Origin of the sequence: Pseudomonas umsongensis (assembly GCF_002236105.1) — a bacterium.
GTDB classification, from domain to species: Bacteria; Pseudomonadota; Gammaproteobacteria; order Pseudomonadales; family Pseudomonadaceae; genus Aquipseudomonas; species Aquipseudomonas umsongensis.
In genome coordinates this window covers 887,731-901,427 of record NZ_NIWU01000001.1, presented here as the reverse complement: position 1 = coordinate 901,427, position 13,697 = coordinate 887,731, and the positions used below count along the sequence as shown (strand labels likewise).

Here is a 13,697-nt window from a genome sequence, read left to right as displayed (position 1 = left end):
CATGAACAAACCCCTACCGCATGAGCGCGGCGACTATCGTTACCTGCGCGACATCACCACACGCTGGATGGACAACGACGTCTACGGTCACGTCAACAACGTCATCTACTACAGCTGGTTCGACACCGTGGTCAACGGCTGGCTGCTGGAGCAGAACCTGCTCGACTTCGAGCAATGCCCTGTAGTCGGTCTGGTGGTCGACACCCATTGCAGCTACTTCTCGTCCATCGCCTTCCCCGACCTGGTGCGCGCCGGCCTGCGCGTGGCAAGCCTGGGCACTTCAAGCGTGCGCTATGAAGTCGGTCTGTTTGCCAACGACAACACCGAGGCTTCGGCGCAGGGCCACTTCGTCCACGTCTACGTCGATCGCGTGACGCGCCGGCCGGTGCCGCTGCCGGCAGCGCTGCGCCATGCGCTCGAGACCCTGGCGGTGGCGTCATGAAGAACTTCGAGGGTCGCGTAGCGGTGATTACCGGCGCCGCATCCGGTTTCGGCAAGGCTTTCGCCGAGATGGGTGCAGGGCTTGGCATAAAGCTGGTGCTGGCCGATATCCAGGCTGACGCGCTCGAGGCCACGGTCGCCGAACTGCGCGCCCGCGGCGCCTCGGTCATCGGTCTGCGAACCGACGTCTCGCAGGCCACGCAAGTCCAGGCTCTGGCCGATGCCGCAGTGGCGGAGTTCGGCGCCGTACACCTGCTGTTCAACAACGCCGGCGTGCTCGCCGGCGGCCTTGTGTGGGAGAACAGTGAAAAGGACTGGGACTGGGTTCTGGGTGTCAACGTGCGCAGCGTGATCCACGGAGTGCGCATCTTCACACCGCTGATGCTGGCGGCCGCTGCGCATGACCCGGACTACGAAGGGCACATCATCAATACCGCCTCGATGGCCGGGCTGCTCAACGCGCCGACGCTGGGCGCCTACAACCTCACCAAACAGGCGGTGGTGTCGCTCAGCGAGACGCTGTACCACGACCTCGCGCTGGTTTCCTGTCAGGTGCACTGCTCGGTGCTGTGCCCCTACTTCGTACCCACCGGTATCAGCTTGTCCGCTCGGAATCGCCCGAACGATCTGGCCAATGCCGGCGCACCGACACGCTCCCAGGCGGCGGCTCTGGCGCAGAACCAGAAGGCTACTGCCGCGGCCAAGGTCAGTGCCCAGCAGATCGCCCACCTGACCTTCGAGGCTGTCCGCCAGCGCAACTTCTATATCTACTCGCATCCCCACGCCATGGGCTCCGTGCGCGAGCGCTTCGATGCGATCGTCGAGCAGCGCAATCCACCCGACCCGTACGCGGGCAAACCGGAGCTGCGGGCTCAGTTGGTCGAGACGTTGCTCGCCTGACTCACCCTGACCTGGCATTCACTTTGACAATGAGGAGACACTTCATGATCGAAAGCATCAAGCGGCTGGCCATGGCAGGCATGGCTTGCGCCATGCTCGCCGCGCCGATGGCACAGGCCCAGACGACCAAGCCCAATATCCTGGTCATCTGGGGCGACGACATTGGCTGGCAGAACGTGAGTGCCTATGGCATGGGCACCATGGGCTACACCACGCCGAATATCGACCAGATCGGCATGGAGGGCATTCGCTTTACCGATCACTACGGACAACCTTCCTGCACTGCCGGCCGAGCGGCGTTCATCACCGGCCAGTACCCGATTCGCTCCGGCATGACCACCGTGGGGCAGCCGGGCGACAAGCTCGGCCTGCAGGCTGCTTCACCGAGCCTGGCCGAGGTATTGAAACAGGTGGGTTACCGCACCGGTCAGTTTGGCAAGAACCACTTGGGCGACAACAACCCCAACTTGCCAACGGTGCATGGTTTCGACGAGTTTTTCGGCAACCTGTACCACCTCAATACCGAGGAACAGAGTGAGTACGCCGATTACCAGAATTTTGCCAAGGACTATCCGGGTGGACCGCAGGCCTACGCCAAAAAATTCGCCACCCGCGGCGTGCTGCACAGCTTCGCCACGGACAAGGACGATACGACGACAGACCCTCGTTTCGGGTTGGTTGGCAAACAGGTCATCGAAGACACCGGACCACTGACGACCAAGCGAATGGAAGACTTCGATGGCGCAGAACTGATCCCTCATGCGATGGACTTCATGCGCAAGGCGAAGAGCGACGACAAGCCATTTTTCGTATGGGTCAACACCACAAGAATGCACATCTACACCCATCTCAACGATAAATGGAAACACGCTGCTGCCCAATACACCCACGAGGACGACACCCAAGGTAGCGGCATGATGCAGCACGACCACGACATCGGTTTGTTGCTGGATTTCCTGAAGGAGAACGGCCTGGATCAGAACACCATCGTCTGGTATTCCACCGACAACGGCCCTGAACACGCTTCCTGGCCACATGGCGCCACGACCCCCTTCCGTGGCGAGAAAATGACCACGTATGAAGGCGGCGTGCGCGTACCGTCGATGTTGCGCTGGCCGGGTGTCATCAAGCCAGGGCAGATCAAGAATGGCATCCAGGCGCACCAGGACATGTTCACCACCCTCGCCGCGGCAGCGGGCGTGCCGGATGTGGTCGAGCGCATGAAAACCGAGAAGAAGCAGTACATCGACGGCATCAACAACATCGACTATTGGACCGGCAAGTCACCCGCCAGCGCACGCACCAGCCTGCTCTATTACATCGAAAGCAAACTGACCGCCGTGCGCATGGGCCCATGGAAGCTGCACTTCTCGACCAAAGAAGACTACTACGCCCCGATAAAACCGTTGTTTGCCCCGCTGATGTTCAACCTGCGCAGCGATCCGTTCGAGAGCTACGACAGCAACGACTCCTACGGCCACATGGTTCAGAAGTCCGCCTGGATTGCCGCATCCATGGGGGAACTGATCGGCAGCCATTTGAAGACCCTGGCCGAGTACCCGCCCGTGCAGGCGGCCAAGTCATTTGACCGATCGAACCTGGTGCAGGATTTCCTGAGAAGTCAGCAGCCGCCACGCTGAAACGCGGGGTGTCTGGATACCCGCGTTGTCTGGACGTTTTTCGCGAGCAGGCTCGCTCCTACAGGTTCCACACGGACCTTTGTAGGAGCGAGCCTGCTCGCGATGGTCTTTAACGGTGATGCGGGGTGTCTGGATACCCGCGTTGCCTGGACGTTTTTCGCGAGCAGGCTCGCTCCTACAGGTTCCACACGGACCTTTGTGGGAGCGAGCCTGCTCGCGATGGTCTTTAACGGTGACGCGGGGTGTCTGGATACCCGCGTTGTCTGGACGTTTTTCGCGAGCAGACCTCCTGCAAGGGCATGCATCAACACGAGAAACGGCTCAACGTGGTGTACGTATCAAACGCCTGGTAACGCGAATGTCGATCACGCATGATCTTGATCATCGCAATCTGCGGATCACTGGAGAACACCAGGCGCCCGCCGCTGGCCACCAGGTGGTCCAACAGCCGTTCTTTCTCGCCCACCAACCCTTCGGGATTGCGATCGTTGGCCGTCGTTACGTCCAGGCGCAACCAATGGGTACCGGGAATCAGGTCGCCGGCAAACACCACCGGCCCGCCGGGCATGGCGATTTCCGGGATCAATTGTCCGGGGGTGTAGCCATCGCTGAAGTGAAACTGCCAACCGTCGCCGAGCTCTTTGCAGCGCGCGTCATCGACCAGCACCAGCCGCCCACTGCCTTGCAGCCTGCGCACGATCTGGCGGACGAATAAAGCGCGATCATGGGGATGGTTGTGAAGCGCACGGGACCAGTGACGCTCTCCGGTAATGTAATGCGCAGCAGGAAACAGCAAGCGCGGCGTATTGCCCTCCTCGATCGCCGCACTCAGTTCGGGAGTCAGTTGCGCGTGCAGATGCGTCAGCACCACCGCACTGATATCGCCTTCAGCCAGCCCCTGTTGCGCCAGGCTGTCGAGCAATCCCGGCGGATGTTTCTGACAGCTGCAGGTCCGTCGCAGCGGCGCCAGCAAGGCGCTGGCACCGGCCAGCACCAGGATATTCTTGCCCCCTTGCTGCACCAGCAGGCCCCGCGAGGCCAGGTCCACCAGGTTGTCCTGGTCGGGCTTGATCCATTCAGCCCATAACTGCCGCGGCGTATTACCGAACATCACGCCACCATCAAGCTTGCGACTGCTACCGGCCAGAGTGGATAAACAACGGTTCACGACAGACACCTCTTCGAATTCGCCCCAACTTTGCAGAACGTGCGGGTTTTATGAGGCCTGAAGGATAATCCGCCTTCACGTCCACGCCCCCACCCGTGTGGAGTGGGGCCCGGACGGATCACTGGCCAACACATTCCACATCCTCGCCGAAGCTCTACCCCTGTCATCAATAGCCAAGTATCTGTCGTCAAATGCGAAGCACCCCTCAATCGCAGGTCTTCTAATAGCGCTACAAACTCTGGCAATTGAGCCGACGGATGTGACCGTGGCCTCTGAGTCACGAGTTGCCTGGTCCGCCTGGCAGGAGAATAACAAGATGAAATTGGTGAAAAGTCTTCTGGCAGCCATCCCCCTCATGGGGCTGGTCATCGATGCCCACGCCTATGTATCGAGCCAGGAAGCCGCCCGGCTGGGCACCAGCCTGACGGGAGTGGGTGCCGAACAGGCCGGCAATGCCGACGGTTCCATTCCGCCCTACAGCGGTGGCCTGACCACGGCCCCCGCCAGTTTCAAGGCCGGCGACAGCATGCGCCCCGACCCCTTTGCCCACGAAAAACCGCTGCTGGTGATCAACGGCAAGAACGTCGATGCGTACAAAGGCATGCTGACCGCCACCACTGTCGCGTTGGCCAAGCGCTACCCTGGCTTTCGAGTCGATGTGTATCCGACCCACCGCACCGCATCGTTGCCACAGGCGGTGCTGGACAACAGTCGCAAGAATGCCACCAACGCCAGGTCCCTCGACGGCGGAACCGCCATCGACAATGTGATGCCCGGCGTGCCGTTCCCGATCCCGCAGTCCGGTGCCGAAGCGATGTGGAATTTCCTGTTGCGCTACCAGGGCGTCAACATCCATTCCAAGTACGACTCCTGGAGCGTCGACACGGCGGGCGTGCCGAGCCTGGCGGTCACCGGCGAAGCGTACGTGTCCTTCCCGATCTACGAGAACATGTCGAAGCCGTTCAGCAGCTCGGACATCTATTATCAGTTGAAACTGTCCTACACCGGGCCTGCGCGCCGAGCCGGCGAGTCGATCATGCTCAAGAACGCCACCAATGCCACGGAGTTTCCTGGCCGCGCCTGGCAGTACATGCCGGCCCAGCGCCGGGTCAAGCAGATTTCGATCCTGGCCTACGACACGCCCAACCCCGGCACCGCCCGTGCGTTGGAGCTGTATGACTGGACGCTGGTAGGCAAGCGGGAAATGATCGTGCCGTACAACACTTACAAACTCACCTACGCCCGCGAAGCCAAATCGCTGACCACCCCCAATTTCATTGCCCCGGATTACGTGCGCTGGGAAAAACACCGGGTCTACGTCGTCGAGGGCAATCTCAAGCCCGGTGCCAAGCACATCTACCAGAAGCGCCGCTTTTACCTGGATGAAGATACCTGGGCCGCGGTGGCCTCCGATCAGTACGACACCGATGGCCAGCTGTATCGGGGCTCCTTCGCCTTCTTCAGCCAGAGCTATGACCAGCAGGTTCCCGATGCCACCCCGTTCATGACGTACGACCTGTCGCGTGGCACCTACAACATCAATGGCGTGGTCGGCCCCCACGGTGGCATCCGCTACATCGAACCGCTGTCGACGGCGCAGTGGGCGCCAGAGTCCATGGCGGTGAGCGGTATTCGCTAGGAGCGGCGATGGAGACCGATCAAAAAGGGACGGTCAATTTCATCCAGTAGGCATTACCTTCCGCGCGGTTGCGAACCTGGGTTTCCTGCTCCCACTTGGCGGTCAGAAACCAGCCTTTATCGCTCGTATATTTCACCGACGGGCCAATCGCTAGCGCCCTGCCTTTGTTGTCCTTGACCCGTTCACCGTCTTGTCGGTCATCGGTGGTCTGGTGAACGATGTAACCGCCCACGCCCACCACCCAGCCATTGCCCAGGCCCCAACCCACTGCGTAATCGGCATGCAGTTCCGAGCCGGAACGGTAGTCGGTCGCGGGGTTGCGGCGGTTGAAGTCATACATGATTTTCGCGTCGACGTTCAGGCCATTGGGGTCGACGTAAGACACCGCCACCACGGGTTCGACTACCCAGTAATTGCGTCCGATGTTGGCCAGGTCATCGCGATCGTATTCACCCGACGGCGCAATGAAATCCACGGCGACAATACTGTGTAGCTTCTCACTGTGATGAAAGCCGAGCGCCGGCCCGAAGATGATGTCGCCCAATCCCTGTTTGCTTTGGGACTGGCCATTGAGCTCAACCTTGAGGTCTACCAACGGCACGATGGCGTGGAACGCCAGGTTGCCACCGAGCACCTGCTGCTCGGTGACCCAGATCAGTCGTGGCGCAATGGAGTTGGCCCGCACGCGGAAGTCCACAGGCACTTTGTCACCCCGATTGTCGCGCAGCGAGTCGGCTTCGTAGTGGCCGACATAGAACTGCGAATACAAGCCCGGCGGTGGCATGGCACCGGACATGTAGTTTTCCGCCCCCATCGGGTAGGAAGATCCACCGCTTTCGGTGGCCAGCGCCCCGCCACTGACCACCGCCAGCAGGCTCACTGCGGCACGGCACAGGCAATTGCCACGCTTGTTACGCGGTACGGCTTTCATAGGTTGATGACCCTTTTGTTGTTTTTATAGTCAGCCGAAACCCTGCCGACCTTCGGGAGGTCAGCAGCGTCCGGCGTTGTGTGTTGCGGGTAAACTCAGATGCGCTTGAACAACGCTGAGCGAGTGCTTTCGCTGGCGCCATCGGCGGCGCTGTAGAAGCGCTCCATGAAGATGTCGCGCTCGAACAGCCGCCCTTGCATCAGGCAAGTAATGGCCGAATCGATCATCACCGGTGGCCCGCACAGGTAGGCTTTACGCGTACTGAAGCGGCCCTCGAAATGTTGCTTCGCGGCGTCATGCACGTAGCCTTTGAACCCCGTCCAGGCGATATCGTCCTCTGCCTGGCTGAGTGCGGGTACGTAGGTGAAATTGGCGTAGTCGCGCTGCAATGCCTCGAACAGTTCCTGGTTGTAGAGCTCCGCGCGATTGCGCGCGCCCTGGAACAGCACGATCTGGCGCGTATCCCCTGCCTCCAGCAGATCGAGAATCATCGATTGAGGGCTGGATAATCCCGAGCCCCCCGCGATGAATATCAAGTCTCCGCTTTGCGAGGTGCGCACAAAAAACTGCCCATACGGCCCGGACAATTCCACCCTGTCTCCGACCTTCAGTTCATCGTGAATCCTGCCGGTCACCCGCCCGCCCTCGACCCGGCGCACGTGCAGTTCCACTTCGTCGGCGCGACTTGGCGGGTTGGCCAGCGAAAACGCGCGAGTGCCGTCAACGCCAGGCAATTGCAGGTTGATGTACTGCCCGGCCTGGAACGCCATGGGTCGATCGAGCTTGAGGTGCACGCCCTTGATGGTCGGCGACAAGTCCACCAGCGCACTGACCACTGCGCGGAAGTCCTCGACCGGGTGCCCGAGAAAATCCGGGTCGGCGTCGATATCCGCTTCGATCACCATGTCGCTTTGCGGAATGGCGCAACACGCCAGGACCTTGCCTTCGTCACGCTCGATATCCATCAGTGCAAAGGAAGACGCCGCACCCAGATCCGCTTCGCCTTCAAGGACCTGGATCTTGCAGGTGGCGCAGGTGCCATGTCCGCAAGCGAAGGGCAGCCAGACGCCCTGGCGCAACGCTGCCTGGAGGATGGTCTGGCCCTCCTCCACTTCGATTGTTTCGCCCGTAGGCTCGATGGTTACTTGGTAGCTCATCACCGTGTCCTCAGTTGAAGGTGCCGGCAATGCCGTTCAAGCCCGGAGTAGCGAGGTGCAGCAGGCTTTTATGGTCGATGCCGTTATCGATCAGGCTTGCCGCATTGTCGGGTGTGAACGGTTGATCGTTCAGGCGCCATAGCGCCTGGCTGAAATCCACTCGACTGGCATCCGGGTGCTGGGAAATCGAGGGCTTGACCACCTGCTCGATGAAGTCAGCGAACGGCATTGCCGGTGGCAGCGGGAAAGTGAACGGGGCGCAAAACATCAGGTGTTTTTCCCAGCACAGGTACACCAGTTGCAGGCCATGGAAGTTTTCCTGGCGATCCAGGGGTTGGGCCTCATAGGCACCGATGGAGGTCACGGGCATGATTTTGTCCTTCCTGTCAGGTGGGTTTGAAGCGGACCAGCAGGCCCGCTTCGGCGCAGGGCATCAGGCGGTCTTGAGCAGATCCGGGTCGACGGGATTGGCCGGCGCACTGTGACGATCATTGGGGTGCCAGTCCTGCCAGCGCCGATGCTCGGTGGAGCCCAGGTATTCAAAGTTGTCCTGGCCGGGTTCGATGTTGTAGTAGTCGCGCACCACCGACTCGACATCCGCGCCACCGCAGTTGCCCTGCAATATCTGATGCACCGGTAGCCAGGCCTGGATGTACTTGGTCGGCTCGTACTGGAAAATGTCGCAGCAGCCCTGGGAACAGAAGTGATAACGCTCGCCTTCGTGCTCGGTGCTGCGATGGCTGAGAGTGGTCTGGTCATCCGGCTCGCCAAACGACAGTGGGATCTGGCAGATCTGGCACAGCATCGGCAGGGTCGGGTTGTAGAAACGCTCGCCCTTCTCCTGGAGCGCGCGCCAGTGCTCAAACCGTGGGCGGTAGATCTTGTCGAAGGTGTCCGGGTACTTGGACGAGAGCCAGTCCAGCTCCTCGTCGGTCGGCATCCAGGTATGGAAGTTGGTCGCCTGGCTGTACTGATAGAAGATCGACCAGGCCTGATGGCTGACGTGATCCTTGGCAATATTGGCTTCTTCGACATGCTTGGGCGGGCGAATACCGTAGCGCTCCAGGTCCTTGAACAATGCCCCGCCCGCCTCTTCGAAATACACGCCCCAGGCTTCGGACCAGGACATCACCTTGTTGGGCAGCATGTAGTCCATCATCATCCCGACCAGTGTGAGCAAGCGGTAACCACGCCAGAACCACTTGTCGATCCAGCGCTGGATGATCGGTACGTTGTCCTCGTGTTGCTCCAGCAAAAACTTGATGACCTCAAGGCCCAGCGTCATGTGGCGGGCCTCATCCGATTGTGCGGAGAAGCCGAAGGTCACGGTGGCCATGTCGCCGTTGAACGCGGCGCCGGACATGAAAGGAACGAACAGCAGATTGGTCAGCACGTACTCGAACGAAAACGAGATGGCCGTGAGGAACTCGAACGGCCCCGCCGTCCGCGCGTCCTCGAAGAACGACTTGGGCACCGAGAGGAACCACACGCGGTCATGCATATGGGCGAAATCATGCAAACCGTTGAAGTGCTTGTTGTAGTGGCTCATTGCATGAATCTGGGTCTGTACGTGGCGCAGTTCGTCGATAGCCTGCATCTGGCAGGCAATTCGTGCACCGGCGCCACTGAACTGTCGTCCAACCCGTGCGAACCCTTGGTAGGCCTGATATTCCAGCGGTGTCACACCGGACAGGAACAGCTTCAGCGCGTTGACGTAGCGGGCGTCCGACAGCGTGGTATGCCCATTGTTCTGCGAGAAGGCGTCGAAGATCGCGTAGAGTTTTTTCTCTTTCTCAGCCTGGTATTTCCAGTAGGTATCCATGGTCAAGCGGAACGGATCTTCCCACTTGTCCCAATCGGTGATCTTGATGCCTTCGAAACGTTCGTGCGGGTAGATGTCCTCGTGGGTCTGGTAGCTGGGCTCCCAGTCCAGGTCACGGGTCATGCAGCGGTATTTTTCTTTGGCATTAAGGCGTTTTTTCACGGCCATGATGGCGCTCCCGAATTCTTGTTATGGATCAAACCCTGGCTTGAAACCGGCGGTCAGTTGTTCCAGTGGAGGGAGAAGCTGTCGTCCTCTTCCACGACATTGCCGCCGAGGGTGATGACGTACATCAGCATTTCCTGGATGTCCCAGGGGCTGCCGGTCAGTTGCTCGACTGTCTCGCGATGGATATCCAGGCGGCCCCTGGCCTCAATGCGGATCATCGACGGTTGGTGCTGAATCTCGGCATGCGGGTTGTCCTGGACGATCGCGTCGACAATCGAGCGCGCGTAGTCGGTGTCCTGCAGGTTGATGTAGACGAGGGAAGTCATGGGCGGGCTCCTGTCAGGCCGATTTTCTTCAGGCGTGCGCTGAACTCGGTGCACACGGTATCCAGCGCGGACGTATCGAGAGTCAGGGCCGCCAGGGGCTCGAGTGCCTCCACGCAACGGGCACTCCAATGATCGACCCAGCCTTGCACCAGGTCCTTGTTGGCCGGGCTTTCGTTGATAACAGTCTTGAGCAGCCCGTCGACCCAGCGTTGGCTTTCGACGAACCACAGGCGCATGAACTCGGTGAGCATGCCGACCTGGCCAGCACCATTGGCCGAGAGTTGTTCGTCGAGCTTGTGGAACAGCAGCGGGTACACCAGGCCATCGCTGACCAGGTTTTGCGCCAGGGTCAATTCGAACCAGTCGCGAACCACCAGGGTGTCTTCGACGTAGCGGCGAAGCCCTTGCCATGCCGGGTCGCCGAGCCACTGTTGCTTGGCCTCGGCCAGCAGCAATACGTCGCCGTCATCGAGCATCAGGCCGATCCGTGAGAGGTACTGGGCGATGCCCAGGCGATCCATGGCCTGGAACATGTGCATTTGCGTGACGCTCGTGCCGAACCCGTCGGCGGCGATGCTGCTGTTGTTCATGTTGGCGCCCATCTCGGCGTGCCGAAGCGGCAACAACAGCCTGCTGATCAACTGCACATTGCGCGCGGACAGCCCGGCAAGCATGTCGCGCTTTTCGCAGAACGCGTAATCATGCTCGGCATTTTCCTGCATCTTGGCCCGGGCCTGGACGTAGGCGCCGTAGTAGTACTGGCGAGGGTCGCTGACGGCATACCAGTCAGCCATCACCACCGCAGTGCGGGTGGCGTCATTGAGCAGTTTGTCCGGTTGCCACAACGGCCGGTAATGAAAATTGGTCGCCGACTCCAGGTCGAAACTCGCCTCCTGATATCGGCTGGCAACCTTGTCGCCAAAGCGGCGACGGGTATGGCTGAAGGTGTTGCGGATCGTCTCGACGGTCGTCGTCTTGATCTCGACACTCATGGTGTGGACTCCTGTAATTATTGTTGGGGGGCCTGGTCACCTGCGGCGCCGCGGGTTTCGCCGTAGCGCCACTTGTGCGCATCGGCGTCGAGGGCCTGGGACATTTGCGCGTCCATGTGCTGAACGTGGTGGGTTTCACAAAATTGCCTGAATGCCTGATGCGGCAGTACAAGCTCGACGTACAGGTCGGGAAAGCCGATGGCGAAATCGAACTCGACAAAGGCAGCGTCTGGCTCGCTGCGCACACGGACGTAGCGCGGCATTTGATCGAAGGTGCTGCCAGATGGGTTCATGCTCGGAAACTCCCTTGTTGTTATGCAGGGATGCAGAGCAACATGAGTGCCAGCGCAACAGCTGGAATCTTAAATAAAGAATAAACCTAATAAAAACAGATGGTTACATAGATCGCAGTAGGCCCTGCAGGGTGCAAGTATTCGCATGCGGAGATCTGTCGACATGGACGAATTGATGATTTGATCAATCCAGGGCAGGCGGTTCGAGCAAATGAACAAACGTCGCTGCAAAGGCCGTAACCGCTCCGGATCAGTCGTGATGTCGACCCAAGACCCGGCGCTCAGTCGGTGAATATCCATTTGACTTTCAATTGAAATTCGGGACGTTCTATATAGGAATTTTCATCGCTTTTTCTGACACGGTCCCTCGGTCACGCCCCAGCCTGGGTGCAAGGAGCCCTGTTATCCCCACAAACAAAAAGACATAGGGGTTTGTTTTCATGACCATGAAATACCGGGCCTCCGAGCATTCTGCACAGCTCAAGGACCTGACCGACCGCGTGCACTTTCTCGGCGGCGAAGGAAAGATCTGGCTCGATGAGCAACGCATGATGCTGATGCAGGTTTCGGCGATGGCGTCGTTTCGCAGGGAGCTGATCGAGATGATCGGAGCAGAACGTGCAAAGGGCTTTTTCCTTCGCCTGGGCTATCAGTCCGGGCTCAAGGATGCGCAGCTGGCACGAAAACTACGGCCCAATGCCAGTGACATCGATATGTTCCTTATCGGACCGCAACTGCACTCGCTCAAGGGCATGGTCAAGGTGCGTCCGTTGAAGATGGACATCGATATCGAGGCCGGAACCTTCTATGCCGACATCGAGTGGATAGACTCTTTCGAAGTGGAAAACCACCAGAGTGAACAACTGCATTCCGATCAGCCGATTTGCTGGATGCTCCTGGGCTACGCAATCAGCTATTCGTCGTTTTTCATCGGCCGGCAGATCATTTACAAGGAGGTCAGCTGCCGGGGATGCGGGGACACAATGTGTCGGATTATCGGCAAGCCCGCCGAGGAATGGGAGGATGCCGACACGTTCATGCGCTATTTCCAAAGTGATTCAATCATCGATGAATTACACACCCTGCAGCTTCAAGTAGAAAACATGAACCAGCGCCTGCAACTGGGTGCAGGCCAGTTTTACGGCATCGGCCGGTCAGCGATCTACCGCAAGACCTGCGACCTGATCGACAAAGTCGCCCCAGGCAAGGCTTCAGTCCTGCTACTGGGTGAAACCGGCGTCGGCAAGGAAGTCATCGCGCGCAGTCTGCATTTGCGCAGCGAGCGCGCTGGCGGTCCTTTCATAGCCCTGAACTGCGCAGCCATCTCGCCAGACCTGATTGAAGCGGAGCTGTTTGGCGTCGAAAAAGGCGCTTACACCGGCGCTCAACAAGCGCGCATGGGTCGCTTCGAACGCGCACATGGCGGCACCTTGTTTCTCGATGAAATCATCGAACTGACGCCTCGTGCCCAGGCCAGCCTGCTACGGGTGTTGCAGGAGGGTGAGCTGGAACGGGTGGGCGATAACCAGACGCGCACTGTCGATGTGCGCGTCATCGGTGCTACGCATGAGGATCTCGCGCAGGCGGTGAAGGAAGGACGTTTCCGTGCCGACCTTTATTACCGATTGAACGTCTACCCGGTGCGGGTGCCCGCGTTGCGCGAGCGTCGCGAAGACATCCCGCTGTTGATTGAGCACTTCCTTGAGAAACTGCATCAGAGCTACCAGAAAAAAACCCTCGGCCTGTCGGATCGCGCCAGCGAGGCCTGCTTGCGTTATGACTGGCCAGGCAATATCCGTGAGCTGCAAAATCTCATCGAACGTGGCGTGATCATCACAGACAGCAATCAGAGCATTTCCGTGGAGGCACTGTTCCCGCACCAGTCCGACGAGGCCTACAGTATTGGCCTGTCGAGCGAAGGTGCTTTGATCAGCCAGAAGCTGGCGCCCACCGATGAGTGGGTGGGCCGCCTGCTCGATCTTGGAGTGAGCCTTGAAGCCATGGAAGAGCAACTCCTGCAAGGTGCCATGGAACGCGCCGGGCAGAACGTTTCGGAAGCAGCGCGCCTGCTCGGAATGACGCGACCGGCACTGGCTTACCGGCTGAAAAAGAAGCCGGATTGAGGCCTGGCCTTCAAGCGCACGGGTCTCCACTGGCGCTTAAAGGCTTGAGCGTGTCACTGCGCAGCACTGTCCCTAATCAACGGGATATCGATGAGCG

The 13,697-nt window shown here is 59.6% G+C and carries 13 protein-coding genes; 5 read left to right on the top strand and 8 right to left on the bottom strand.

Features of this window, described 5'->3' with window-relative positions; all coding sequences use genetic code 11:
* The first annotated feature begins 1 nt into the window (after position 1).
* From PSUM_RS04020 to PSUM_RS04010, 3 genes are read left to right on the top strand one after another with little or no spacing between them, the layout of a single operon-like run.
* Positions 2-442 (top strand): acyl-CoA thioesterase, encoded by a 441-nt coding sequence (locus tag PSUM_RS04020; RefSeq protein WP_020796396.1) that lies wholly within the window; start codon positions 2-4, stop codon positions 440-442.
* Positions 439-1,341 (top strand): SDR family oxidoreductase, encoded by a 903-nt coding sequence (locus PSUM_RS04015; protein ID WP_083349032.1) that lies wholly within the window; start codon positions 439-441, stop codon positions 1,339-1,341. Before PSUM_RS04020 ends, PSUM_RS04015 begins: the two co-directional genes overlap by 4 nt.
* Positions 1,342-1,385: 44 nt before the next feature.
* Positions 1,386-2,981 carry an arylsulfatase gene (locus PSUM_RS04010; protein ID WP_197677869.1) on the top strand — a complete coding sequence of 532 codons (1,596 nt, stop codon included), beginning with the start codon at positions 1,386-1,388 and terminating at the stop codon, positions 2,979-2,981.
* 304 nt (positions 2,982-3,285) lie between these two features.
* On the opposite strand, the gene PSUM_RS04005 is transcribed toward PSUM_RS04010, so the two are convergent.
* Positions 3,286-4,149: an MBL fold metallo-hydrolase gene (locus PSUM_RS04005; RefSeq protein ID WP_020800820.1), complete on the bottom strand. Its 864-nt coding sequence runs from the start codon at positions 4,147-4,149 to the stop codon at positions 3,286-3,288.
* A 316-nt stretch (positions 4,150-4,465) separates the two neighbouring features.
* Between PSUM_RS04005 and PSUM_RS04000 the strand changes: the two genes are divergently transcribed.
* Positions 4,466-5,788 carry a DUF1329 domain-containing protein gene (locus PSUM_RS04000; RefSeq protein WP_020800819.1) on the top strand — a complete coding sequence of 441 codons (1,323 nt, stop codon included), beginning with the start codon at positions 4,466-4,468 and terminating at the stop codon, positions 5,786-5,788.
* A gap of 19 nt (positions 5,789-5,807) precedes the next feature.
* On the opposite strand, the gene PSUM_RS03995 is transcribed toward PSUM_RS04000, so the two are convergent.
* The 7 genes from PSUM_RS03995 to PSUM_RS03965 all read right to left on the bottom strand — a co-directional run bounded on the left by PSUM_RS03995 (position 5,808) and on the right by PSUM_RS03965 (position 11,477).
* On the bottom strand, positions 5,808-6,719 hold the full coding sequence (locus PSUM_RS03995; RefSeq protein ID WP_083349031.1) for a SphA family protein: 912 nt from the start codon (positions 6,717-6,719) through the stop codon (positions 5,808-5,810).
* A 95-nt stretch (positions 6,720-6,814) separates the two neighbouring features.
* Positions 6,815-7,876 (bottom strand): NADH:ubiquinone reductase (Na(+)-transporting) subunit F, encoded by a 1,062-nt coding sequence (locus PSUM_RS03990; RefSeq protein WP_083349030.1) that lies wholly within the window; start codon positions 7,874-7,876, stop codon positions 6,815-6,817.
* Positions 7,877-7,886: 10 nt separating this feature from the next.
* Positions 7,887-8,246, bottom strand: coding sequence for a phenol hydroxylase subunit P4 (locus PSUM_RS03985; RefSeq protein WP_083349029.1), 360 nt, complete (start codon positions 8,244-8,246; stop codon positions 7,887-7,889).
* A 63-nt stretch (positions 8,247-8,309) separates the two neighbouring features.
* Positions 8,310-9,866, bottom strand: a complete 1,557-nt coding sequence (locus tag PSUM_RS03980) for an aromatic/alkene/methane monooxygenase hydroxylase/oxygenase subunit alpha (RefSeq protein ID WP_083349028.1) — start codon at positions 9,864-9,866, stop codon at positions 8,310-8,312.
* A gap of 53 nt (positions 9,867-9,919) precedes the next feature.
* On the bottom strand, positions 9,920-10,192 hold the full coding sequence (locus PSUM_RS03975; RefSeq protein WP_020800814.1) for an MmoB/DmpM family protein: 273 nt from the start codon (positions 10,190-10,192) through the stop codon (positions 9,920-9,922).
* Entirely contained in the window at positions 10,189-11,184 is a 996-nt protein-coding gene (locus tag PSUM_RS03970; RefSeq protein ID WP_083349027.1) for an aromatic/alkene monooxygenase hydroxylase subunit beta, read from the bottom strand. Before PSUM_RS03970 ends, PSUM_RS03975 begins: the two co-directional genes overlap by 4 nt.
* Before the next feature lie 17 nt (positions 11,185-11,201).
* Entirely contained in the window at positions 11,202-11,477 is a 276-nt protein-coding gene (locus PSUM_RS03965) for a phenol hydroxylase subunit (protein WP_020800812.1), read from the bottom strand.
* Positions 11,478-11,917: 440 nt separating this feature from the next.
* Here PSUM_RS03965 and PSUM_RS03960 point away from each other — a divergent pair, with 440 nt between their 5' ends.
* Positions 11,918-13,600: a sigma-54-dependent Fis family transcriptional regulator gene (locus PSUM_RS03960; protein ID WP_083349026.1), complete on the top strand. Its 1,683-nt coding sequence runs from the start codon at positions 11,918-11,920 to the stop codon at positions 13,598-13,600.
* Positions 13,601-13,697: the final 97 nt, after the last annotated feature.